20 protein-coding genes and 2 tRNA genes are annotated in these 23972 nt (G+C 62.2%); 7 read left to right on the top strand and 15 right to left on the bottom strand.

The window, feature by feature from the left end:
* Nucleotides 1-35: 35 nt before the first annotated feature.
* On the bottom strand, nucleotides 36-1061 hold the full coding sequence (locus E3T38_RS12345; protein WP_104126951.1) for a TerC/Alx family metal homeostasis membrane protein: 1026 nt from the start codon (nucleotides 1059-1061) through the stop codon (nucleotides 36-38).
* 228 nt (nucleotides 1062-1289) lie between these two features.
* Between E3T38_RS12345 and E3T38_RS12340 the strand changes: the two genes are divergently transcribed.
* Nucleotides 1290-2444 (top strand): class I SAM-dependent methyltransferase, encoded by a 1155-nt coding sequence (locus tag E3T38_RS12340; RefSeq protein ID WP_241984447.1) that lies wholly within the window; start codon nucleotides 1290-1292, stop codon nucleotides 2442-2444.
* Between the two features lie 118 nt (nucleotides 2445-2562).
* On the opposite strand, the gene E3T38_RS12335 is transcribed toward E3T38_RS12340, so the two are convergent.
* The 3 genes from E3T38_RS12335 to E3T38_RS12325 form a co-directional block, all read right to left on the bottom strand.
* The gene (locus tag E3T38_RS12335; RefSeq protein ID WP_134548444.1) at nucleotides 2563-3117 is read right to left on the bottom strand and encodes a DUF3090 domain-containing protein; all 555 of its coding nucleotides are present in this window, start codon (nucleotides 3115-3117) and stop codon (nucleotides 2563-2565) included.
* Between the two features lie 9 nt (nucleotides 3118-3126).
* Nucleotides 3127-3834, bottom strand: coding sequence for a histidine phosphatase family protein (locus E3T38_RS12330; RefSeq protein ID WP_134548443.1), 708 nt, complete (start codon nucleotides 3832-3834; stop codon nucleotides 3127-3129).
* A gap of 78 nt (nucleotides 3835-3912) precedes the next feature.
* Nucleotides 3913-3988: transfer RNA gene (locus E3T38_RS12325), tRNA-Glu, on the bottom strand.
* A gap of 139 nt (nucleotides 3989-4127) precedes the next feature.
* Between E3T38_RS12325 and E3T38_RS12320 the strand changes: the two genes are divergently transcribed.
* The 4 genes from E3T38_RS12320 to E3T38_RS17540 all read left to right on the top strand — a co-directional run bounded on the left by E3T38_RS12320 (nucleotide 4128) and on the right by E3T38_RS17540 (nucleotide 7597).
* Entirely contained in the window at nucleotides 4128-4778 is a 651-nt protein-coding gene (locus tag E3T38_RS12320; protein ID WP_134548442.1) for an MBL fold metallo-hydrolase, read from the top strand.
* Nucleotides 4779-4902: 124 nt separating this feature from the next.
* Nucleotides 4903-5658, top strand: coding sequence for an ABC transporter ATP-binding protein (locus tag E3T38_RS12315; RefSeq protein ID WP_134548441.1), 756 nt, complete (start codon nucleotides 4903-4905; stop codon nucleotides 5656-5658).
* Nucleotides 5655-6947: an ABC transporter permease gene (locus tag E3T38_RS12310; protein WP_134548440.1), complete on the top strand. Its 1293-nt coding sequence runs from the start codon at nucleotides 5655-5657 to the stop codon at nucleotides 6945-6947. The genes E3T38_RS12315 and E3T38_RS12310 overlap by 4 nt, the downstream gene beginning before the upstream one ends.
* Before the next feature lie 26 nt (nucleotides 6948-6973).
* Entirely contained in the window at nucleotides 6974-7597 is a 624-nt protein-coding gene (locus E3T38_RS17540) for a TetR/AcrR family transcriptional regulator (protein ID WP_134548439.1), read from the top strand.
* On the opposite strand, the gene E3T38_RS16770 is transcribed toward E3T38_RS17540, so the two are convergent.
* From E3T38_RS16770 to E3T38_RS12290, 3 genes are all read right to left on the bottom strand, one after another.
* Nucleotides 7518-8420: a response regulator gene (locus E3T38_RS16770; protein WP_166805510.1), complete on the bottom strand. Its 903-nt coding sequence runs from the start codon at nucleotides 8418-8420 to the stop codon at nucleotides 7518-7520. The two genes, E3T38_RS17540 and E3T38_RS16770, sit on opposite strands and share 80 nt — an antisense overlap.
* 4 nt (nucleotides 8421-8424) lie before the next feature.
* Nucleotides 8425-11262, bottom strand: a complete 2838-nt coding sequence (locus E3T38_RS12295) for a response regulator (protein WP_134548438.1) — start codon at nucleotides 11260-11262, stop codon at nucleotides 8425-8427.
* Nucleotides 11263-11579: 317 nt separating this feature from the next.
* Complete coding sequence (locus E3T38_RS12290) at nucleotides 11580-13607, bottom strand: hypothetical protein (protein WP_134548437.1); 2028 nt, start codon at nucleotides 13605-13607, stop codon at nucleotides 11580-11582.
* Between the two features lie 624 nt (nucleotides 13608-14231).
* Here E3T38_RS12290 and E3T38_RS12285 point away from each other — a divergent pair.
* Nucleotides 14232-14993 carry a ParA family protein gene (locus tag E3T38_RS12285; protein ID WP_134548436.1) on the top strand — a complete coding sequence of 254 codons (762 nt, stop codon included), beginning with the start codon at nucleotides 14232-14234 and terminating at the stop codon, nucleotides 14991-14993.
* 25 nt (nucleotides 14994-15018) lie between these two features.
* On the opposite strand, the gene E3T38_RS17535 is transcribed toward E3T38_RS12285, so the two are convergent.
* From E3T38_RS17535 to E3T38_RS12255, 7 genes are all read right to left on the bottom strand, one after another.
* A complete protein-coding gene (locus E3T38_RS17535) occupies nucleotides 15019-15237 on the bottom strand; it encodes a three-helix bundle dimerization domain-containing protein (RefSeq protein ID WP_370449029.1) in 219 nt (72 codons plus the stop codon).
* Nucleotides 15238-15517: 280 nt separating this feature from the next.
* Nucleotides 15518-16192: a haloacid dehalogenase type II gene (locus tag E3T38_RS12280; RefSeq protein ID WP_134548435.1), complete on the bottom strand. Its 675-nt coding sequence runs from the start codon at nucleotides 16190-16192 to the stop codon at nucleotides 15518-15520.
* Between the two features lie 916 nt (nucleotides 16193-17108).
* Nucleotides 17109-17180, bottom strand: a tRNA-Gln gene (locus E3T38_RS12275).
* 103 nt (nucleotides 17181-17283) lie between these two features.
* Nucleotides 17284-18807: a glutamate--tRNA ligase gene (gltX, locus tag E3T38_RS12270; protein ID WP_134548434.1), complete on the bottom strand. Its 1524-nt coding sequence runs from the start codon at nucleotides 18805-18807 to the stop codon at nucleotides 17284-17286.
* Between the two features lie 241 nt (nucleotides 18808-19048).
* Nucleotides 19049-19777, bottom strand: coding sequence for a fumarylacetoacetate hydrolase family protein (locus E3T38_RS12265; protein WP_134548433.1), 729 nt, complete (start codon nucleotides 19775-19777; stop codon nucleotides 19049-19051).
* A gap of 29 nt (nucleotides 19778-19806) precedes the next feature.
* Nucleotides 19807-20910 (bottom strand): branched-chain amino acid aminotransferase, encoded by a 1104-nt coding sequence (locus E3T38_RS12260; protein WP_166805509.1) that lies wholly within the window; start codon nucleotides 20908-20910, stop codon nucleotides 19807-19809.
* Nucleotides 20907-21977, bottom strand: a complete 1071-nt coding sequence (locus E3T38_RS12255) for a 3-isopropylmalate dehydrogenase (RefSeq protein ID WP_104128278.1) — start codon at nucleotides 21975-21977, stop codon at nucleotides 20907-20909. The genes E3T38_RS12260 and E3T38_RS12255 overlap by 4 nt, the downstream gene beginning before the upstream one ends.
* 112 nt (nucleotides 21978-22089) lie before the next feature.
* Between E3T38_RS12255 and E3T38_RS12250 the strand changes: the two genes are divergently transcribed.
* Nucleotides 22090-22341 (top strand): DUF6458 family protein, encoded by a 252-nt coding sequence (locus E3T38_RS12250; RefSeq protein ID WP_104128277.1) that lies wholly within the window; start codon nucleotides 22090-22092, stop codon nucleotides 22339-22341.
* On the opposite strand, the gene E3T38_RS12245 is transcribed toward E3T38_RS12250, so the two are convergent.
* The gene (locus E3T38_RS12245; protein WP_241984469.1) at nucleotides 22342-23829 is read right to left on the bottom strand and encodes an MFS transporter; all 1488 of its coding nucleotides are present in this window, start codon (nucleotides 23827-23829) and stop codon (nucleotides 22342-22344) included.
* Between the last annotated feature and the right edge of the window lie 143 nt (nucleotides 23830-23972).

Raw genomic sequence — 23972 nt, 5'->3', positions numbered from 1 at the left:
GAGCTCCCCGTTCGCCGTCGCCCGGTCTCGATCAGTCATTCGTTGGCGTTTACCGAAATCTCTTCGACCAGCGTATGGCCACGCTTTTTGGCATCGTGACCAGCCTTGATCAGGCTCGCCACGGTGGCCACGGCCATGCTGCCGATGATCACGCCGAGCGAGGTCCAGGTGCCGATCTCGGGCGCCCACAAGATGGGATCGCCATTATTGATGAAGAAGACCTCGTTGGTGTGCATCGCGTGCAGCACGAGCTTGACGCCGATGAAGCCGAGGATGACGGCGATGCCGTACTTGAGGTATTCGAGACGTTCGAGCAGTCCGCCGAGGAGAAAGTACAGCTGGCGCAGGCCCATAAGGGCGAAGATATTGGCCGTGAACACAATGAACGGGCTCGTCGTGATGCCGAAGATCGCTGGAATGGAATCGAGGGCGAAGATGAGGTCGGTGGTGCCGATCGCGATGAACACGATCAGCATCGGCGTGAAGATCTTCTTGCCGTCGACCAGCGTGCGAACCTTGGAGCCGTCGAATTCTGATGAGATACGAATGCGGCGGCGGAGCAGCCGAATGACGCCGTTCTCTTTTTCTTCCGTTTCTGATTCCGAGGAGAACGCTTGCTTCACTGCGGTGTAGAACAGGAACGCGCCGAAGATGTAGAAGATCCAGGCATAGCTTTCGATCAGCTGGGCGCCGAGCAGAATGAAGATTCCGCGCAGTACGAGAGCGATGATGATTCCCACCATCAGCACTTCCTGCTGGTATTTTCGCGGCACGGAGAACCGGGCCATGATGATTACGAAGACAAACAGGTTATCGATCGACAGGCTGTACTCGGTCAGCCAGCCGGCGAGAAATTGACCGGCATGTTCAGCGTCACCGAGAACGAGCATCAAGAGCGCGAAAATGAGCGCGAGCCCAACGTAGAACGCGACCCAGAGGCCAGCCTCGCGCATGCTCGGAACGTGCGGGCGCTTGTAGACGATGAGCAGGTCAGCGACCAGAATAAGGGTCAAAACGACCAATGATCCAGCTTCGAACCAGAGAGGGAGGGCGAGTTCCACGGGGGCCTTTCAAGAAAATAACGGGAATCGGGATGGCAGAACCCGAAAGTCTCTCCCGCACCGATAGGGCCCAAACGGAGCCAATCGATACCACCGCGACCGGGGCCCCGCCAGTGCGGCCCGTATTGACGATCGCGACATAGAACCCGATCGGGCCCAGAGGGATACTCCCCTTCGCTCGCAAAATCCTATCAGTGCGGCGGCCCCGCGCCGGACCCAACCCGGCCTATGCTTGGCGGTTATGACTATGCACCGGGTTCGATGACGGCCGCCGACTACATCAACTGGTCTGACGTTGGTCGACCGGTCACCGCCCTCTGGAGATCAGCTAACGGCGCACCGGCCCCGAAACGAGTCGAACCGGTCGACGACACGATCACAGCGGATGCGGCCTACCGGCTGGCCTCGCAGGGCGTCGCAATGCTCTGGAACGGAGACTTTCAGAACGCCCGCCAAATTCTGACGGCTCTGGAACACCGCACCAGGCCTCGCCCGGATCACACCGAGCGCACCACCGCCGACCTGTTCTACCGCTATCGGCAGAACAGGTCGCACCGGGCCCGGATTCTCGGACTGCTTCTCGTTCCTCTTGCTGTCGGCAACACGATCGGGCTGCGCCGCGCGCCGGACGTTCACGCTGCCACGGTCGCCGCCTACGGCAGCATCACCGAGGCATCCGTTGTGTCGCTGCACGAGGTGCTCGGTACGATCGGCGCCCATCAGTGGCGGACCACAGGCATTCCCGTTGCCGCGTTGAACGCCAACATCTATCCGCATTACGGCACATTCTTCCCGGTGCGCAGCGAGTACGTCGATCTCGTGGCGAGCGCTCCCCTGGCCGCGCCACAGCTTGCCTTCGACATCGGGACCGGCACCGGGGTGCTCGCAGCGGTACTCGCAACCCGGGGCGTGCCGCATGTGGTCGCGACAGATATCGAGCCGCGTGCGGTCGCATCCGCTCGAGAAACGGTATCGGTTCTCAAACTCGACGGGCAGGTTGAGGTTCAACTGACCAGTCTCTTTCCTGAGGGGAAGGCCGATCTCATTGTCTGCAACCCACCGTGGATTCCGGCGACCGCACACTCGCTGCTCGATGCGGCCGTCTACGACCCTGGATCTCGCATGCTCAAGGGATTTCTGGCCGGCGTGCTCGACCATCTGGAGCCGAACGGTGAGGTCTGGTTGGTACTTTCCGATTTCGCTGAGCTGGTGGGGCTGCGCTCCCGCGGCGACCTTCTGAACGTGATCGATGCGGCCGGCCTGCGCGTGATCGGTACCCTCGAAGCGCCCGCCAGACACTTGAGAGCGAGCGACACGAACGACCCGCTGCACGCGGTGCGAGCGAACGAGGTCACCTCTCTCTGGCGCCTCTGCGCCAGCTAAACCCCGCGCTCAACGCTCGGGTCTGCGATTGTCAACAGCTCTGCAGCACCACCTGAAAAGTCCCAGAGCTGCCGGGGAGCCCGCGCTGGGCACTAATCGAGGTCGGGCTCCATCGGAATCAGCGGTCATCCGGCAGGGTGCAGACGTGTCCGTCCGCATCGATGGGCATACCGCACAAGGCGCAAATGGGTCGACCGGCCCCCACGATCTCCCGGGTGCGCATCGCAAAAGCTTGGGCGGTACCCACCGGGATACGCACAAGCAGCGTCTCCGTCGACTCCAGGCTGACCGCGTCGAAGTCCTCGTCGGCGACCCCACTGTCTATCAGCGAAAAAGCCTCGATCACCACCTGCGCACTGCGCGGATCCCAGCCGAGGGTCATCGTGCCGGTGCGGAACTGCTCATCAAACGGCTGCTCCAGGGGGTCGTTGTCGACCAGTTCGATAGGCGTTGCCGTCGGCACGCTAAAGGGGTTGCCGTCGTGCGTCATGAGCTGCTCGAGCATTTCGTCGATCTTCTCCGCGAGCAGAGCGGATTGTTGTTTTTCCAGGGCAATGCTGACGATTTGAACGCCGCTCCGCACCTGCAGGTAAAACGTGCGTGATCCGGGCACGCCAACGGTGCCGATGACAACACGATCTGGCCAGTCGAATTCGTGAACGATTATGGGCATATCAACATTTTATGAGCGCACGGCCTGTGGCGCAGCGTGGCCGGACCCACCGCCCACCGGCGCGTCGGCCCCCTGGGCACTTGAGCGCAGCCAGGACAGGTCTCCGGAGTCGGTATTGGTGGCAAACACGTTCGGACGATGGGGACCGTAGCGCACGATCGACACCGAGGCCGGACCGACAGAAATGCGCTGAAACAGGTCCAGGTGCATGCCGAGCGCATCGGCCAGAATCGACTTGATGATGTCGCCGTGGCTAACCGCCACCCACACGGCGTCCGGCCCGAATTCCGCCTCGATCCGTGCGTCGTGGCGCCGAATGGCGGCGACCGACCGGGCTTGCATGGTCGCCATCGATTCTCCGCCGGGAAAGACGACGGCCGACGGTTGCGCCTGCACGACCGGCCACAGTTTCTCCAGGGCAAGCTCGGTGAGCGATCGGCCTTGCCACTGCCCGTAATCGCACTCCGTGATGTCCGCATCCTCGGTCGTCACCGGGGAACCCGTCTGATGCTGCAGGATCAGGGCCGAGGTCTGCTGGCATCGTTCCAGCGGACTCGAGACTAAACCAACCAGTGGAACCGCAGCAAGCCGCTCCCCGGTGCGGGCGGCTTGCTCACGCCCCACTTGGTCGAGCCCGACCCCTGGGGTTCGTCCGGCTAACATACCGGTGGCATTTGCTGTGGTGCGACCGTGCCGCACAAGAATGACTGTGGCCATGCCTACGAGCCTATACAGGAGCACTGACGCCGTGAACCAGAAAGGCCCGGCACCTGTGAAGAATAGGCGACCGGGCAATGGTGACCCCAGCGGGATTCGAACCCGCGTTACCGCCGTGAGAGGGCGATGTCCTAGGCCGCTAAACGATGGGGCCGTTTTTGCAACTTTCCGAGTATGCCACATGAAGGAGTGCTCTTCCAAACTGAGCGCACGCGGCGCGCCGTAACGGCTGCCGATCACTCAAGAAAGTGGATACTGTTGCGCCACGACTCGAATCGGGGTTAGCTCAGGGCATGAAACTGACCAAGCTGGAGCATGCTGCCCTGATCATCGAACTCACCGGCAAGAAGCTCTACATCGACCCAGGTTCGTTCACCACTGCACTTTCGCACACGGCCGGCACCGTGGCCGTAGTCATCACCCACGAACACGCCGACCACTGGACCCCGGAACAACTCGGCCGCATCATCGAAATGAACTCCGAACTGCGCATCTTCGCGCCGGCCGGCGTTACGCGCGCCATTGCCGCCTTCAACGCTGATCTCGAAGTCACGACGGTGCAGGCCGGTGACGTGATCGAAGTCGCCCCGTTCACCCTGCGTTTCTTCGGAACCACCCACGCGGTGATCCATGAATCGATCCCGGTTATCGACAACGTCGGAGTTCTCGTCAATGAGGAGCTCTACTACGCCGGCGACGCTTTCACCATTCCCGAGGGGGTCGAGGTCGGCACGCTCGCCGTTCCGGCCGCGGCACCGTGGATGAAAATCAGCGAGGCGATGGACTACATTTTCGCGATCAAGCCCAAGCGCAGCTTTCCCACCCATGAGATGCTGCTCTCTCGCGCGGGGAAAGACCTGTCCAATGCGAGATTCCAGGATGTCACCCAACTCAGCGGTGGTGAGTTCTTTCCCCTCGAACCGGGCGACAGTCTTGACCTGTAGACCGACCAGGGGCGCAGCATCCTCGTGGAAACGGCCCGCTGTCAGTAAACGTGCAGTAACTGCAATTTAGAGTGCATTAACTGCATATGTGACCTGTGAGGTCACCAGGAGCGAGGGATGCGCGATGGACTCCGAGTGGGTAATTGATGCACAAGGCCTGGAAAAATCCTATGGCTCGGGTACAAGCCGGTTCGACGCGCTGAAAGGGGTATCCGTTCAGATCGCGCCCGGGGAGACCGTGGCGATCGTCGGAAAGAGCGGGTCCGGCAAGTCGACCCTCATGCACCTGCTCGCCCTGCTCGACGAGCCCGATAAGGGATCGCTGCAGGTTGCCGGCACAGACGCCAAGTCGCTTTCCAAGCGCGCGGTCAACGAGCTGCGCAATAAAGAGTTCGGTTTCGTCTTTCAGCAGTTCTTCCTCACCCCCAACGTGAGCGTGCTCGACAACGTCATTCTGCCGCTCAAGATCGCCGGCATGGGCGTCAAGGAACGTCGCCGCCGCGGCATGGAGGTTCTCGAGCAGCTCGAACTGGCCGACAAAGCCGGTAACAAGGCCACGACCCTGTCGGGCGGGCAAAAGCAGCGCGTCGTGATCGGTCGCGCCCTGGTGAATGCACCGCGGGTGATCTTCGCCGACGAACCCACCGGAAACCTTGACACCGCCACCGGTGCCGTGGTCGAAGACATCCTGTTCGAGCTCAATCGCAGCCAGGGCATCACGCTCGTCATCGTCACCCACGACGAGGAACTCGCCGCTCGATGTGACCGCCAGATCTATATTCGCGACGGACTGGTCGTATCTCACGCCGGTCCGACGCACACCGGGGCGCACGCGCTGCACACCCCCGAAGCACTGACCACCGCCGGAGGCGCAGCATGAGGGCCAAAGACCTCGTCACCACCGCGATCTCCAACACTTTTCGCAGCAAGCTTCGCACGACGCTGACCGTTCTGGCCATCTTCGTCGGAGCTTTCACTCTCACACTCACCAACGCCGTCGGCGCCGGCGTCAGCCAGTATGTCGACGCTCAGGTGGGCGCCCTTGGCTCCCCCGACGTGTTCATCATCACGCAAGCGACTGACGCCACGACGGCCGGCGACGGCCCAGTCAAGTACGACCCGAAGAGTTCAGCGTCTGTCTCCAGTCAACAGGGTCCGCCCGGCACGACAACCAAGGCGCTGACAGACTCCGACCTCACCAAGATTGGCGAGACCGCGGGCATTGTGTCGGTCGATCCGATCCGCGCTGTTCAGCCCGACTACATTGAGTACGGCACTGGTTCGCAGTACGAGTTCAGCATCAACGCCACCTCCGCCGTCACCACGGCCAACCTTACTGCTGGTGCGCAACTCGACGGCGGCGCCAGTAACGCTCAACTCGTGCTGCCTGACACCTTCGTGACCCCGCTCGGGTTCGCGTCGGCGGACGACGCGGTGGGGGCATCCGTGTCGATTGGCATCACCGACATTCTCGGCGCGAAGCACACCGTGCAGGCCACCGTCGTCGGCGTATCGCTCGAGAGCCTGCTTGCTGCGGGCGCCGGAGCCAACGACGCGCTGATAGCCGAGCTGGCCGACGCGCAGTCCGGCGGCATCGCCACCGCCGTCACGAGTTACGGCGTGGCCGTGGCTCACTTCGACACAACCCTGTCAGCGGATGCTGTCACCGCCCTCAAGGCTGACCTCGCCACGCAGAACTACGCCGCGCGCACCATCGCAGACCAGCTGGGCGCCGTGCAGACGGTGATCAACGGCATCGTGGGGGTGCTCAACGCTTTCGCCGTCATTGCCTTGATCGCGGCGGCATTCGGAATTATCAACACCCTGCTGATGAGCGTGCAGGAGCGCACCCGTGAGATCGGCCTGATGAAGGCCATGGGCATGAGCGGCGGCAAGGTCTACACCCTGTTCAGCCTCGAAGCGGTCGTCATCGGATTCCTCGGCAGCGCCATCGGTGCCGGTGTGGCGATCGGGCTCGGCTCCGCCTTGAGCGCCGTCCTGTCGCAGGGGCTGCTCTCGGGGTTGCCGGGATTGAACATTCTCTTGTTTGAGCCGGCATCTGTGGCCTTCGTCATTTTGCTGGTCATGGCGATCGCCTTCCTCTCCGGCACCCTGCCGGCTCAGCGGGCGGCAAAGCAGAACCCGATCGAGTCCCTGCGGTACGAGTAACGCCATACCAAGCAACGGGACGAGGCATGACCGACACCCCCACGCCACGCACCCAGGTGGTCCTGCGCTCGCGAACTCGTGAAGGCAAGCATCATGAGACGAAGCTGCGAGTGGAACAAAGTGCCGTCAGCCTCGTTCTGGAACACGGTTTCGACAACGTCACCGTGGATATGATCTGCAGCCGGAGTGGCATTTCCCAGCGCATCTTCTTCAACTATTTCAACACTAAGAACGCTGCCATCATCGGTACTGAATCGCCCACCATCGATGAGCCGAGAATGATGTTGTCCGGGCTTTTTGACACGGGCAGGCCGAACTGCTCACGCATGCCATGGTGGGCGTCGCACGTTTCATGGCCATGCAATCGATTCCCGCTCAGGCCTGCCGGGGCGCGTCTGCAACAGACGCTGAACCTGAGTTCGAAGCCGAGGCCAGCCCGAGCACGGCTGACCGACAAGTGGCTCTTACCCTGGCCGAGTCGCTCAACCGAACCGTCGAGCTGCTCCGCCGCACCGCTGCACCGCCGCACGCTGGTCCTGCCCAGCCTGGCGGTGCGGCCCGATGCAGGGGTCACTGCTCGTGGTCGGATTCCCGGGGCAACCACTTCAATAGAGCCACCCGCAGCTTGGCTAGGTGCAGCGGGCGTATGAGGTAATCGTTCATCCCGACCGCGCGGGTGTGGTCGGCATCGCCGCGCACCGCGCTGGCTGTCATAGCCAGGATCGGCACATGTACATCCGGCCCCTCTGCCGCTCGAATGGCCGTGGCCAATTCGAAACCGTTCATCTGTGGCATTTGGAGGTCAGTGATCACCAGGTGGTAATCTCCCGCTGTCCACAGTGCGAGGGCTAGAGCGCCGTTATCCCTCAGGTCAGCCTCGTATCCGAGCAGATTCAGCTGCCACAAAATAAGTTTTTGATTGGTCGGATTACCTCCAGCCACAAGAATACGAGTGGCATCCGGGGCGCGAAGTGTCGTCGATCGTGTCCCTGCGGGAAAATCCTCAACTGTTGACCAGTCTCGCGCCGAGAAGCCGGAAGACGACTCCTTTGGCCTCGAAACGAGGCCTATTATTGAAGGTATTTCCTCAGACGCGTCCTCATCGTCAGCCCGCGGCAAAAGCCAGTTGATCGCGTCCTGAAGTTCCTGATAGTGCAGCGGCTTAGTGATGTAAGCGTCACAAGCAGCCTGACGCGCCCGGTCCTGATCCCGAGACATGGCCATCGCTGTCAGGGCGATCACCGGAATTTCGGCGGTGACGGGATCGCTCTTCAGCAGAGCAGTAGCGGCGAACCCGTCCATTCCCGGTAGCTGGATATCCATCAGAATCAGATCTGGCAGTTCAACCCGAGCGAGCAACAAACCGCTCTCAGCATCGACGGCCTCAAACGTCGAGTGGCCAGCCCGGCGCACCAGCAGCGCCGCGAGCTTCATGTTGATGTGGTTGTCTTCAATAATGAGAATTCTGGCCACGTCGCTACCTACCAGTCGGGTCGTCGCGAAGTTCGCCCGACTGCAAAGCGCGTTTTACCTCGGCGATGAAGGACGTTCGGTTGAAGTTCTCCGTGCCGAGCACGCGCACCGGCTGGCTCGGATCGCTGTCGACCGCCGCCGATTCCCGCTTGGTGAGTGGCTTGCCAGACACGATCAACACGGGGATATGTTCGGTACTCTCATCGCTCTGCAACGCCAACACAACCTCGTAGCCGCTAAACCCTTCCATCATGAGATTGAGCAACACCAGGTCAGGATGCAAACGTTGCGCCATCTCGATGGCCGCGTCTTTTGTGAACGCGCGCTCAACTACATAATCCGGGCGGGTTAGAAAGCGTGCGATCACATCGACAGTTTCGGGGTCGTCGTCGGCAACCAGAACGCATCGGGTGCGCCGGGCGTCAGGGCTGAGGCCGAGCGCTTTCAACGACTCCTGCAGCGCCTGTCGGCTGATCGGCTTCTCCAGTACGGCGGCCGCGCCGTGCGTCAAGGCCAGGCTCACATCGGTGTCGCCCGCAATGATCACAATCGGAACGGCGGCAAGATCCGAGAACTCGTGAAGGCGAATCAAAAAACCCCAACCGTCCATTCCCGGCAGTCGAATGTCGAGGGTTATGAGACTCAGACGCTGTTTCGGGGCCAGGTCCAACCCCTCTTCACCGCTCCTTGCGATGATCACCCGAAACTTTTCGGCCTCCAACAAAAGCCGAAGAACCTCGGCCCCCTTGGCGTCGTCCTCGATAACGAGAACAACGTGCGTGTCGGTATGCGCCTCGCCCGCGCGCACTTGCTGAAGGCTCTCGGCCACAGCGGGAAGAGTCTCTGTGGGCATATCCGGGGATTCGACCGCAGAGTCGCTTGTGAGCCGCCCCGTGGACGCGACCTCGTCGCCCTCGTTTTCGCCGTCTTCAACGTGGAGGGCCCCTTCCGGCGCCGCTTCCACCAATTCGCCGACAGTAGGTAACCTTTCGTTTCCCCCCGCACTCACCGTGCCACCGGGGTCGCGGTACGCCGAAGCTATGGACTGGACGTCCGGGCCGGCAGCCGGTTCCGACGTTTCCGATGCTTCCGACATTCCGTTGGAACTCGTTTTTTTCTGCTCCCCGCTTGGCCAAGCCGGCGCCTGGTCATCGGTCGCGCCCAGGGGAAGCCAGATGGCAAAACTGGATCCCTCGCCGGTCTCGCTGGCTACAGCAACCGTGCCTCCCTGCAACTCCACCATCTGCTTGACCGTGGCGAGGCCGAGTCCGGTCCCTCCGAACTTGCGCGCCAGGGTGCTATCGATCTGGCTGAAAGCGAGAAAGAGTTTGGACAGATCTTCACGTGAGATGCCCATGCCCGTATCGTCGACGCGAATTTCCAGAAAATCATCGACGTCACTCTTGGGAAGCGGAAAATCATGCACCGGTCGGGTACCGGCGATTTTACCCGCCACGCTGCGCGGCACCCTTCTCGCTGTGAGTGTGACCGCACCAAGGTCAGGCGTGAACTTGACGGCGTTGGACAGCAGGTTGTAGACGATTTGCTTGGTTTTGCGTCGGTCGAGCAATGGCATCCCTAGATCCTCCGCCCCGTCGAATACCAGGTGCAGTCCATGAACCAGAGCGTCTTCTCGCACGATCAACAGGCTTTGCTCCAACAGCGACTGCACATCGACCGATTCCAGCTCAATATCCATTACCCCCGCTTCGACTTTGGACAAATCGAGGATGTCATTGATCAGCGACAGAAGGTGGTGTCCGCTGGAATAAATGTCTCCGATGTACTCACGCTGAGTTGCGGTGATCTCTCCGATGAGTCCGTCCTTGAGAGCCTCCGAAAAGCCGATGATGGCGTTCAAGGGAGTGCGCAGTTCGTGAGACATCGTTGCCAGGAACTCCGTTTTCATGCGGCTGGCGTGTTCCAACTCGATGTTCGTTTTCTGCAGCGCTCGCTCGAAGCGCTTGCGCTCTGTCACATCACGGGCCGACGCAAAAACACCCTGCACCACTCGGTCCCGGTCGTAGAACGTCGCGGCGTTGTACGACACATCAGTCTCATCGCCGTCTATGGAGCGCACCGTCAGTTCGTAATCGCTCACCTTGCTCTCGGTTAGAGCACGTTTGATGGCCGCGTCCGCCCGACACGGATCCGTGAAGAAATTGCGGCACGGGGCTCCGATGAGTTCGTCCCTGGTGCGCCCAGTGAGCTTGATCATCTGCTGGTTCACGTCAGAGATAACCCCCCTGGTGTCGGTCATCATAAGCGCGTCGATATTCGATTCGATGAGCGACCGAGTGTAGAACTGTTGATCGCGCAGTCGTTGGTCAAGGAGAGATTGGGCCATCGATGCCTGGTTGCGCGCTGTGTCGTCGGTACTGATCAACAGATATCCGATGATCTCCGCGTCGCCGTCACGTAACGCGGTAACCGACACCGTGGTCGGAAAGCGACTGCCATCTTCTCGAATCGTTGTCAGCTCATAGATATCTTCGATTCCCCGGCTGGCCTTATAGACCAAGGCTTCAAAGCCAGGTTGGATGGTGGTGCTGAATTCGGCGCTCAACTGCGCAGCACGAGCGATGATCTCGTCTGGGTCGTGCATGTCTCCCGGCACGCCCGTGTTCACTATGTCTTCGGGCGCGTAACCGAGCATGCGTTGCGCGCCCACGTTGAAGATTTGGATGACTCCCTTGGCGTCGGTAGCGACGCACGCAAAATTAGCGCTGTTGAAGATGGCATGCTGCAGGCTCACCGTTTGTTCCAGCATGTTCTTGTCGGCGACATCCTTCTGCGCATCCGAATAGTCGTCGCTGGTCAGAGTCGGCTCTTCAGCGCTCATTCCGTCGTGACTTGACGTTCGGGAGTCGTCCTCACTGCGGGGTTTTGTCATGTCGGTCACGCCCTCTGTGATCTATCGCTTCGCCAGGTGCGATTAGTGCAGTGAATCAGCTTGCAGTTCGGTCTAGCAACACGCGGTCGGCTTGTTCGCCGCGCTTGAATGCTGCGAGCCGACCGGGAATTCGCTTGAATTAAATCTATATCATGAGACACCCTCATATGTCCCCTGATTGGGGGTGGTCGAAAATGCCCGCCGCGGACAAAAAAGTTCGGGTTCGGCGCAAGCCGAACCCGAACGTCGAATGCCCTGATGCCCGGTTAGTAGATCGAGGTCACCACGACCTTGCCGTCGACGACGTTGACTTCAGCAGTGATCGTGAGGTAATTCTCAGTGGTCTCATGGCGGACCTCGGTAGAAAAACCGTAGTTCACGTCGTACTCCATAGTCACGACACCGTAAGTGTCGGTGGAGACCGTCAAGCCACCATCCTGGTACGACAAATCCACGGTGAGGTCCGGCGCTGTAACGAGGGTGTAAACCACGTTGGAGTAGTACGAAGAGATGTACCCCATGTTCGGGCAGTCGTCAGATGCGGCATCTCCTGCGGCAAGGCAGGTCGTGATGAGCGTGTTCACGGCTGCCAGGGCAGCGGCTTCGTACTTCGCCGTTGGGGTGGCCGTAATCGCGTCATCGCTCGATTCGAACTCTCCATACCCCCCGAGCAGCCCGCTCACGACATAGGTCACCGATGATTCTTCGAAGTAGTCCGTGGCTGGAATGGTCACTTCGTAGGTGCCGGGAAAGGCCGGAAGGGTCAGCCCGTCGTTCTTCGTTGTACCGACTGACATACCGTTCGCCTCGAGCGACACATCATCCAGTCCGGCCGGTGTGTAGACGTCGATCTGGCCAGGCTCGGCGTTCAGAATGGACCAGTTATCGGCAATCAGCCAGTCGGTGCTCGTGCGGGTGAGCTTCAGCACGGAAGAATCAGAAACGCCGCCCTGTTTAAAGTGCACCTCGATCTGGGCGACATTCTCGGTGATGGTGACATCTGAAATAGCAGCGTCTTCGATGCGATCCGTTGCCAGCCCGAAAATGTCGTTGGAGAGCATGCCGTCACCGGCATCCGCTGAGGACCCGAGCAGTTTCAGAGCCGTCGTGGCGTTGCCCTTTTCCAACGCGTCGAGGTAGGCGTTCGCAACATTCTGCGGGCCAAAGACCGAGGAACGCACGATACCGCCAGCCACACTTGCCGCGATAATGAGCAACGCAGCGGCACCGACGACGATGGCGCCGATCTTCACTCGCTTCGCGGTGGCCGGAGACAAGGTCCTGGCTGCGAACGGAAGGGGTGTCACACCCGGTTGGCCGGCCGCGGTGAGATCGGCAGTGACGGGATAGGCAGCAACCGGATAGGCAGTAACCGGATAGGCAGTGGCGGGATCGACGGTGTAAACCGTCCCTGCCGCAGGAACGGCCAGGCCGGCTGCGACGGTGCCAACCGGCATGAGCGGTGCCGTCGGCACAACGGGCAACTGGCGTTCCTGACCCGATAGCTTGACGAGGGCGCCGATTACCCCAGGCGTCGCATAGGCCAAGATAACCGGTGCGACAAAGCGCGTCAGTGCCTCGATAGCAGCACCCCAGATTGCGAAGATCAGAAAGGTCCACGCAGCGGGTCCGAACATTCCCGACGTCGAGGCATTCTCGGGTGCAGTTATCGACGCCGTGAATAGAGCGTTGCCAAGAAGCTGCAGCACTAAACCGAAGACCATGTACGTAGCGATGGTGGCCAGCCACGATAACGGCGCCGGGCGCACTCGATTGCGACGAACGGCCAGCAGTAGCGAGGCGACGACCGCCAGAATCAGGGCGAGCAGCACGATGAGCCAGATATAGCCGGTGATTCCGTCGCTGAATACGGTGAGGTTTTGCTGTGCCTGCTCGTTGGATGCGCCGCCCAGGTTGGCCAGCACCCGATCCAGGTCGCCGAGATCGGCGGAGAAGGCGCCCAACATGCCGATCACGACAGCGTTGATGGCGAGGGTAAGCAAAAATATGGGAAGCACTCCGACATATTCGTCGGCCGCGGACAGCGGGGTCAGAATAGCGAGCACGACCGCTAGCACGGCGATGAACGCGCCGAGGTGCAGGCCCGCGATGCGCGCGGTGCCCCCCGGTAGCCAGGTTGCGCGAACGAGAAGACGCGCCCATCCGTCCGTGGCCTGCAGCCGGGCCACGTAGGAGACGGCGAATCCAAGGATGAGCGCGCCGAAGAACGAACCGACGGATGCCGCGGAAGTTGAGCCGACGGGAATGTCCCACTGCAGATCGTGGAGCTGCACTGGGAGCACCGCGGCCAGCACGGAACATTTCCCAGCCGCTGAGAAGCCCGGTCAGGGCAACGGTCAGGAGCGCGACAACAAACGCTGCCCCGTACCCGATTCCAGCGGATGCGACGGCTCCCCGCCACGCGGTGGGCGCGATCGTGGAAAACGCGTTCGGCCCGCTCGGCCGCTGAGCGAGCGGCTGCCCGAGCGGCTGCCCGGCCTGATCAACATACGGGTTGGCCCGCGCGTGTCCGGGCTGCGCAGACGCTGAATTCACTATGGGCTGGTCTGGTGCAGTCGGTATCGATCCCGCCTGAAATGGATTCGGTGGCGTGGTCGGCGGCGTGTTTTCAAGCGACATGAATGTCGTGATCGCCCCAAGATTGACATTTGCCGACATAGGGTGAACATCACCTGTGTATTTCATGAGAAATTGATGGCAATTATCAGCTTATTGCAGATCAAAGATGTCTCTCACCGGCTCTGTCGAAGCTCCAGACCGGGAACACGGAGAGTCTTGGATTCGTAGACTGCTGAAATCACCACATGTACCTGGCCGCTATAAGCGCCTCCAACGCGGCACGGTGTCGAGTCTGCGCTGGCCCACGACGCTGCGAGGTTGACTTCTATGATGGGGTCATGAAGACGGTCGCGATATACAGCACCAAGGGTGGGGTCGGTAAGACAACGACAGCGGTCAATCTCGCCTGGGAGGCGTCCCACGAGTGCCGAGTGCTGCTGTGGGACCTCGACCCGCAGGGCGCCGCGACGTATCTCCTTAACGTCAAAGCAAAGGTCAAAGGCGGCGTGGATTCTCTCATTCGGGGCAAAAGCCACGTGGATGCTGTCATCCGGCCGACCGCGTACAAAAACCTCGATGTACTCCCGGCGGATGACACCTACCGAAATCTGGACCTGTTCCTCGACTCAGCCAAAAAGTCGACGCAGCGTATCGCCAAGGTGCTGGAGTCGGTCTCGAACCAATACGATGTCGTGATTCTCGATTGCCCGCCCGGGGCGTCCCTCGTGGCGGAGAACGCACTCCACGCGGCCGACCTTGCCGTGGTCCCCCTTGTACCGTCACCGCTTTCACTACGTTCACTGGCCCAAGTCAACGAGATCATCGCGGCATCGGACCGGCCGCCCAAAGTGTTCGCATTTCTTTCGATGGTGGACCGCCGCAAACTTGTGCACCGCTTTACCGCAGAGGCGTTGCCGCGCGAACACCCAGAGGTGATCGACCTCGTCGTTCCCGCGACCGTCGTGATCGAACGGATGGGCACCGAACGCGCCCCGATCGGAACATACGCACCGGGCACGGAGGCCGCTCAGGTATTCGCGCAGCTCTGGGCGTACGTTCGATCCTCGTCAAAAGTCAAGGTGGGCGCGCGACGTGGGTAAGACGTCGCGCTAGAGCGAATCAACGCTATGCCGCTCGTGGAGGGGCGTTCCGCTCCGCGCGCAGCTGAGACCGGGCTGCGTGTTCAACCAGCACCGGGATGAAGTCCCGGATGGGTTTGTCAGAGAGGGAAGCGTGGCACGCTGTCACGACCGCTTTCACCCGATCCGGTGGTAGATCGGCGTACCTGACCTCAAGCCGGCGAACCATATCGTCGACCGCATTCTTTTCCTGCTTTGAGTCCATAGTTCATTGTGCCTACATTCCGTGCTGTTCATAACCAGAATCCCCATCCTGGCTTGAGCGCGACGACGACGCGGTGAGTACGACGACGGCTTTTCCTACCCGACCGGGGCTGGGCACGCCCCGAAGGTCAAAAAAATCGCGGCGTAACTCACCCGTTCTCGATCGATGTACGCCGTGTGTTGATCCACGTCGATACCCTGCTCTCCCGCTCGGCGAGAACGTGGAGGATGTACGTCGTCGTGTCCAGACACAGTCGAATTCGCCCACCGAGCGCAGAGCTCTAAGCCTGAAGGCGCTCGGCGAGCTCGCGAAGATTTGGAACGGTGTAATCCGGTGTCGCAAAGTAGTTTGGATACAGTGCGTTGGTTCGGTTCAGCCAGGCGGTGCGCAGGCCCGCCTGGGCTGCCCCATGGATGTCCCAGGGGTGCACGGCGACCAGGAGCATGTCGGCTGGTCGAACTCCGAGAACCTCCGCCGCGTACCGGTAGGCGGAACCGACTGGTTTCCAGTGCGGGGCATCCTCGACTGTGAGAAGGGCCTCGAAATCAGTCCGAATCGCCGCCGTGGTCAGCATGTTCTGGGCCAGCTGCGCGGACCCGTTGGAGAGGGTTGCGAGGCGACATCCGGCATCCTTGAGCGCTCGCACTCCGTCTGCGACGTCCGGGTGCAGCTTCAATGCTCCGAGGCCTTCCAGGACGTGGTTTATTGCCTCGTCAATGGTGCTGGTCAGGGCCACATCGCGGAACAAAGTTCGCAGGATCTCCGCGCCCGCCACGGAAAATTTCACGCTGCCCCCAGACGCGGCAAGGGCGAACCCATCCCGCAGCACGGATGCAAACCAAATGCGGGCCAGGTAGCCAGGAGCACCGACTTCTACGAAGCGATCCTCCATCGGAGACATGTCAGAGAGGGTTTCATTGACATCAAAAACTATCACCGGCATGGCTGCATTCATGGTGGACTCCTCAAGGTTGGTCAATATACCAGCTGCTGTGAACCGACCGGTCCTGCCTAGGCCCCAGCACGACGACGGACGAGCGTTGTGTTCGCGATCTTACCGAACGCCCCCATTCCGCAGGCACGGACACAATGGTGAACACTGCGCGATCAACCATCTCACGGTGCTCCAGTTTGCGCAAAGCCACTTTGCGGATGCACTTCGAGCGCGATTGTGGCGGGATGGACCGGGTCGCCTACTCGTGGGATATCCCAGACGGTCCGATCAAACCCCAGATCAGGCTTGGCTCCATTTGAATCACCCGTCGTTGCTGCGCTCGTGGTCTTCCATTGCCGCGGCACGGTCGACGCATATCCGCAGCGGCGGTCACGGGGGTATGCCAAAAGCTCGCCCGGCGCATCCGCTTCATCAACATCGCCCACTCTCGCCGACGATCCGTAGCCGGTACTCAATTCGTCGGGCTCGGAGCTGTTGGCCCCTAGCGTTGCTCACTCACTATTAGTCGGTCACCCGCCAAGACGCTGGCCTCGCCGTCGAGTCGGTCGTCGTGCCGCTGCACCGTCGACCGCGCTCGAGCAGGAGGTGCGGCAGATTCCACGGGGTGCCGCAGTGCCCGCTGTCGTGCGAACGCGTCATCGGACGGAAGCGTGGAACGCCGATGTCATTCGTACGGAGCGGAAGGCGTCGTTCACGACCTTCGTCGTGCGTCTGGGCCAGAAGTCGTGCGCACTGCCGCGGCTCCGATCACGGCTCGCTGGGCCTCTTCAGATGCATCCGGTTTCGGGCTGGGGAACTGTCGCGGAACTCATAGAGAACCGAAGTGTCGAGCACGGGCGTTTTTCAGCCGGCTACTGCGGCCTCCAGACGAATGGACGATATGTGATTTCGCCGCGGAATCCTGCGCCTGTTAGTGCTGGGGTACCTGGACTCGAACCAAGAACAAATGAACCAGAATCATCCGTGTTGCCAATTACACCATACCCCAATGCCTAATCCGAAGACCGGGCCGAGTAGTAGCCTAGCCCACTCGGGCTGGAGAGGCCAAACCGGGGTGTCCCCCGGCGAGTCGAAGCCTCGCCAGCCCGGGGTCAGGCCGTCGTCGTCACCGTGAGGGCCCGATCCAGGCGGCCGAGGGTTTCCGCCTGACCGAGAATTTCCATCGACTCAAAGAGCGGCGGCGAGATCTTACGGCCCGATAGCGCGACGCGCAGCGGTCCGAAGGCCACGCGCGGCTTGAGGCCCAGCCCCTCGATAAGAGTTTCGGCGAGCAGTTCATGCACCCGCTCGGTGGTCCATTCCGCTGAAGGAATACTGTGCAGCGCGGTGCGAGACGCGCCGAGGATGTCGGCGGCGTTCTGTGGGAGCGAGGCGAGGGCATCCGCTTCGAGGATCAGGTCGGCGCCGGTCACAAACAGAAAACCGAGCATGGCTGGCGCTTCGCCGAGAAGTGCGATGCGCTCCTGAATGAGGGGCGCTCCCTGGGCAAGCAGGGCCAGGTCGGCTTCGGTCGGGGTCTGGCCGAGCACTCCGGCAGTCACCAGGTAGGGCACTAGCCGGGCGGCGAAGTCTGACGCCTCAAGCTGGCGAATGTGGTCGCCGTTGATCGACTCAGCTTTCTTCAAGTCGAAGCGGGCCGGGTTGGGGTTGACGTTCACGACATCGAACGCGGCCGTGAACTCATCGATCGAGAACACATCGCGGTCGTGGGTGAGTGACCAGCCAAGAAGCGCGAGGTAGTTGAGCAGTCCTTCGGGAATGAACCCGTGGTCGCGGTGCAGAAACAGGTTTGCTTCGGCGTCGCGTTTGGAGAGCTTCTTGTTCTTGTCTCCCATGACGTAGGGCAGGTGGCCGAAACGGGGCACGAAGGTGGTCACGCCAATGTCGATGAGCGCGTGGTAGAGCGCGATCTGACGGGGCGTCGACGAGAGCAGGTCTTCGCCGCGCAGCACGTGGGTGACGCCCATGAGCGCGTCATCGACCGGGTTCACGAAGGGGTAGAGCGGATGCCCGTTGGGGCGCACCACGACAAAGTCGCTGAACGAGCCGGCCGGGAACGTGATCTCGCCGCGCACGAGGTCGTCAAAGGAGAGCTCGGTGTCTGGCACGCGCAGGCGCAGCGCCGGCGACCGACCCTCGGCACGATAGGCAGCCTTCTGCTCCGAGGTTAAGTCACGCTCGAAGTTGTCGTAGCCCATTTTCGGGTCGCGGCCGAGGTCGCGGTTCCGCGCCTCGATCTCTTCGCCGGTGACGAAGCTCTCGTAGATGTGACCGCTGGTTTTGAGCTGCTCGATGACTCCGCGGTAGATGTCGTAGCGCTCGCTTTGACGATACGGCGCCTGGGGCCCACCGACATCGACGCCTTCGTCCCAGTCCAGCTTGAGCCAGCGCATGGCCTCGACGAGCTGCAGAAAGCTCTCTTCACTGTCGCGGGCGGCGTCAGTGTCTTCGATGCGGAAGATCATTTTTCCGCCAGTGTGCCGCGCGTAGGCCCAGTTGAACATGGCGGTGCGAACCAGGCCCACGTGGGGCGTTCCGGTTGGCGAGGGGCAGAACCGCACGCGAACGTCGGTTCCGGTGGCGGTAGAAAACGGGTGTGCAGTGGTATCAGACATTACTCATGATTCTAGTTGCGCGAGCCCTACTGCCTCACGTCGAGTCCAGGCCCAAGAAATCGGCCCGGTTTCTCAACCGGGCCTGTGTTCATAGGGTGGGCCCCGGCGAAGAAATGGCGACGAACGCGCGCAGCGCGGCAGCCAGGGCCGACACCCCTTCGGCGCGGACGCCGGCCACCCAGTTCTCGTCGGCGAGGGCGCGCAGCTCAACCGGGGCGACGCCGTCACCGAGCGCAGAGCGTCAGGCCGGGCGCACCACGGGGTTCACGAGTGCTCCGATGCCAGCGATCGACACCGTGACCGTCTCGCCGTCGACAACGGCCGCCGGCGTGTCGAGTGGTCCGGCCAGGATCACGTCGCCGGGCAGCAGCGTGAACACGCTCGAGGCGAATGCCACGAGCGCAGATACGGTCTCCTCGGTGATCCGATCGTCGTCGCCGAGATCGACCGACTGAAACTCCTCATCATTGATCAATCCGCGCAACGGCGTGGCTGCCTCGTCGAACTCCGTCTCAATGATCGGTCCGAGCGGGAGAAACGTGTCGAAAGCTCCGGCGCGGGTGGCCGACATCTCCGTAAGGTCGGCCGCGGTGACGACCGTCGCTACGGTGTAGCCGAAAACGCGGCCGGGGGCATCCGCCACCGAGACGTTCTTGGCGATCTTGCCAATGATGATGGCGAGCTGGCCGTCGACCTCAACCCGATCGGAGGCGGCGGGCAGTACAATAGCGTCGCCGGGGCCGACGACAGCGGTATTCGGCCGCAGTACGAACGCCTCGGAAGACACCACCGCGACGATCTTCGAGCGCGGAATCACCGGCGCGAGCAGCTTCACGTCGGCCAGGGCCACCCGATCCCCGGTCGTGTCGAATCCGGCGAACATCGGGTCGCTCGTGAGCACGACCAGTTCGTCGTCGTCAACGATACCGAACGCGATGGCGCCCTGGTAGCTGTAGCGTGCGATCTTCACGTGTCTCGTTTCCGCTCAAAAGGTTCAGTTTAGTCGAGGCGGGTGAGCCAACCGTGCCGGTCAGGCACGCGCCCGTACTGAATGTCGGTGAGTTCCTGACGCAGCGACAGGGTGACCTCGCCAGCCGGGGCATCCGCTTCGCCGATCGTGAAGTCCTTGGCTTTGAGCTGGCCGATCGGGGTGACGACGGCGGCGGTTCCACAGGCGAAAACCTCGGTGATGGCACCGGATGCGACGCCGTCGCGCCACTCCGCCAGCGTCACCGCGCGCTCTTCCACGGTCATACCGCGGTCGCGGGCCAGCTGCATGATGCTGTCGCGGGTGACGCCTTCGAGAATGGATCCGGTCAGGCGAGGCGTGACAATCGTGTCGGTGCCGTGCACGAAGAACACGTTCATGCCGCCGAGTTCATCGACGTTCGTTCCGGTCTCCCCGTCGAGAAAGAGCACCTGGGCGCAGCCGTTCTCGTACGCCTCCATCTGGGGCAGCAGCGAGGCGGCGTAGTTGCCGCCGCACTTGGCGGCGCCGGTACCACCGCGACCGGCGCGGGAGTACTCGGTCGACAGCCAGATCTTCACCGGGGCCACGCCGTCGGCGAAGTAGGCACCGGCGGGGCTGGCGATCACGTAGAAACTTACCTTGTGGGCGGCGCGCACCCCGAGAAAGCTCTCGTTGGCGATCATGAACGGGCGCAGGTACAGGCTGGTCTCGGGCGCGGACGGCACCCAGTCGCCGTCGATCGAGATCATCTGCCTGACCGACTCGATGAAGTCCGGGGTCGAGAGTTCGGGCAGCGCGAGGCGCTGCGCCGAGCGTTGCAGCCGCTCGGCGTTCTTCTCGGGCCGGAAGGTCCAGATCGAGTTGTCGGCGTGCCGGTAAGCCTTGAGGCCCTCGAAGATCTCCTGGCCGTAGTGCAGCACCGACGAGGCGGGATCGAGCATTAACGGACCATAGGGTGTGACGCGGGCGTCGTGCCAACCGGCCTCGATCGACCAATCGATGGTGACCATGTGGTCGGTGAAGTGTTTGCCGAAGCCCGGATCGGCAAGAATCTCTTCGCGCTCGGCCTCGGGGCGCGCATTCGTCGACGGCGTGAGGGCGAAAATCATGGGAAGGATTGCGGTCTTGCTCATTTAAGTACCTTGTCTGTCAAAAGGGTCACGATGGCATCTCCCACCTCAGCGGTGCTGCGTCGCTCCAGCGTGTTGCGCCGCCATAGGTCGTCGGCCACCGCCTCGTTCACGCGAGCCGCGGCATCCGGTAGACCGAGGTGGTCGAGCAGAAGCGCTACCGACAGGATGGCTGCGGTCGGGTCGGCGAGTTGTTGGCCGGCGATATCGGGAGCCGAGCCGTGGACCGGCTCGAACATGCTGGGAAAGCGGCCCGTCGGGTTGATATTGCCGGAAGCTGCCAGGCCGATGCCGCCGCTGATTGCCGCTGCCAGGTCGGTGAGGATATCGCCAAAGAGGTTGTCGGTGACGAGCACATCAAATCTACTCGGATTCGTGACGAAGAAGATCGTCGCCGCGTCGACGTGCAGATAATCGACCGCAACGCGGGGGTACTCGACGGCCACCTCGTTCACGATGCGCTGCCATAAGCTGCCGGCGAAGACGAGCACGTTGGTCTTGTGCACGAGGGTGAGGTGCTTGCGCTCGCGGCTCTCGGCCACTTCGAAGGCGTACCGCACGACGCGTTCAACCCCGTAGGCGGTGTTCACGGAGACCTCGTTGGCGACCTCCTGCGCTGTGCCGCGGCGGATCGCGCCCCCGTTGCCGACATAGGGGCCCTCGGTGCCCTCGCGCACAACAACGAAGTCGACCACGCCGGGGGCGGTGAGCGGGCTTGTGACGCCGGGGTAGATCGTGCAGGGCCTCAGGTTGACATAGTGGTCGAGGGCAAAGCGCAGGCCGAGCAGCAGTCCGCGCTCGATATTGGCATCTTTCAGGCGCGGGTCACCGGGAACGCCGCCGACCGCGCCGAGAAGAATGGCGTCGTGCTCCTGGATGGATGCGAGGTCGGCGTCGGTGAGCACATCACCGGTTTCGAGGAACCGCGCTGCGCCCAGGTGGAACATGCTCGTGTCAATCGTGACGTCGTCGCGGGCGGTGACAGCGCCGAGCACCTTGACGGCCTCGGCGACAACTTCCGGTCCAATCCCGTCTCCAGGAATGACAGCGAGTTTGATAGTACGAGACATGCGGCTCCGAACCGGTCAACGTTCACCTGAATTGCTTCTAGTCAAACCTTACCTTTCTCGCCGAAGTGCCTAGGCTGGAGCGAAGCGCACTACCAATTGAAAGTGGGTAATCATGAGTATCGGACTAGGAATTTTTCTGCTGGTCGTCGGCGCCATACTGGTGTGGGCCCTCGACGTGACCGTCACCGGAATCGACCTGCAGCTTGTCGGCTACATTTTGCTCGCGGCCGGCGTGCTCGTGACGATCCTCGGCATCGTGCTGATGACGCGTCGCCGCAACAGCGTGAGCACCACCCGAACCATCGCCGACCCGGCGAACGGCGAGCAGGTCACACGCCGCGAGAACTCGATCGACGATCTATAGCTAGCGCGCCCTGCGCAGCGCGACAAGCGCGACGACGGCCGCACCGAGCACGAGCGCAACACCGATCCAGGCGGTGAGGCCGACACCGCTGTCGAAAGCGTGCCGAGCTGAATCGAGCAGCTGCTGCGCCACCCCGGCGGGTAGCTGCCCGGCCACGGCCACGGCTCCGCCAAGCGTTTCGCCGGCGGCAACCCGTTCAGCCGCACTCAGGCCTTCGGGCAACAGCACTGCCGCGCGATACGACATGGTCAGAATGGTGCCGAGCACCGCTGTGCCGAGCACCGCTCCCAGCTCGTAGGCGGTTTCGGACACGGCGGATGCCGCCCCCGCTTTATCGGCCGGCGCCGTGGCCACGATCAGCTCGTTCGACACGGTCTCGGCCGCTCCGATTCCGATGCCGAGCAGCACGAAAGCCACGCCGATGGAGAAAGCATCAATCTGCCCGCCACGCAACGCGATCGACGCGAACCCGGCGACCGACACCAGCAGTGCCACCGGCACCACTCGCGACGGGCGTACCCGGCGGGCGATCGGCACGATCAGCAGTCCAGCCGCGATCATCGCGGCCAGGCCGGGCACCAGCACAAGGCCGGCCGAGAGCGGTGAGAGTCCGAGCACGAGTTGCAGGTGCTGCGAGATGAAGAACAGGCAGCCGACGAGCGCTGTGACGCTGAGCAGGTTGACGCCGACGGCGCCGCTGAACGCGCCGCGCCGAAACAGGCCCATGTCGAGCATGGGGTTCGGCAGGCGCAACTGGCGACGCACGAACCACACGCCGAGCAATAGTCCGAGCGCAATCGGAGCGAACGTGAACCAGGTCGCCCCGTGCTCAGCGATGGTTTTGATGCCATAAACGATCGGCAGCATGGTGCCAAGCGACAGGGTGATGCTGAGAAAATCGATGCGCCCGGGGTTCGGGTCGCGCGATTCGGTCACCAGGATCGGTGCCAGCACGAACAGCGGCAGCAGCACGGGAACGGCGATCAAGAACACTGATCCCCAGGCGAAGTGCTCGAGCAGGATGCCACCGATGACCGGACCGAGCGCGCTACCGGCCGCGAAGCCCGTAGCCCAGATGGCGATGGCGAGGCGGCGTTGGTCACGGTCCACAAAGGTGCTTCGCAGCAGGGACAGGGTTGAGGGCATGAGCATCGCGCCGAAGAATCCGAGCGCTGCCCGGGCAATGATCAGGCCTTCGATGCTCGGGGCGAACGCCGCGAACACCGAGACCACGCCAAACCCGGCAGAGCCGATGAGCAGCAAGTGACGTCGCCCGATGCGGTCACCCAGGCTCCCCATGGCCACGAGCAGCCCGGCGAGCACGAGCGGGTAGATATCGACCATCCAGAGCAGCTGCACACCGGTCGGCAGCGTGGCCGTGGAGATCGCCGGCAACGCAAAATTCAGCACGGTGTTGTCGATCGACACGAGCAGCACCGGCAACATCAGCACGGCCAGCGCCCACCAGCGGCGACGGTCGTGCCGCACGGGCAGAGCGGATGCCGCTCCCCCGGGGGCCCCGGCGCTGACTGTGAGGGCTGTGTCATCGGCGTCACGGGTTCGGGACACGCTGCCCTCAACACCGCTGCCCTCAACAGCCCGAGTCTCGGCGACGCGGGCCTCGGTGGGCA

The organism is Cryobacterium sp. Hb1, assembly GCF_004403585.1.
Lineage (GTDB): Bacteria > Actinomycetota > Actinomycetes > Actinomycetales > Microbacteriaceae > Cryobacterium > Cryobacterium lyxosi.
Note: the sequence above shows the minus strand (reverse complement) of the source record. Positions and strands in the feature narration are given on the sequence as shown.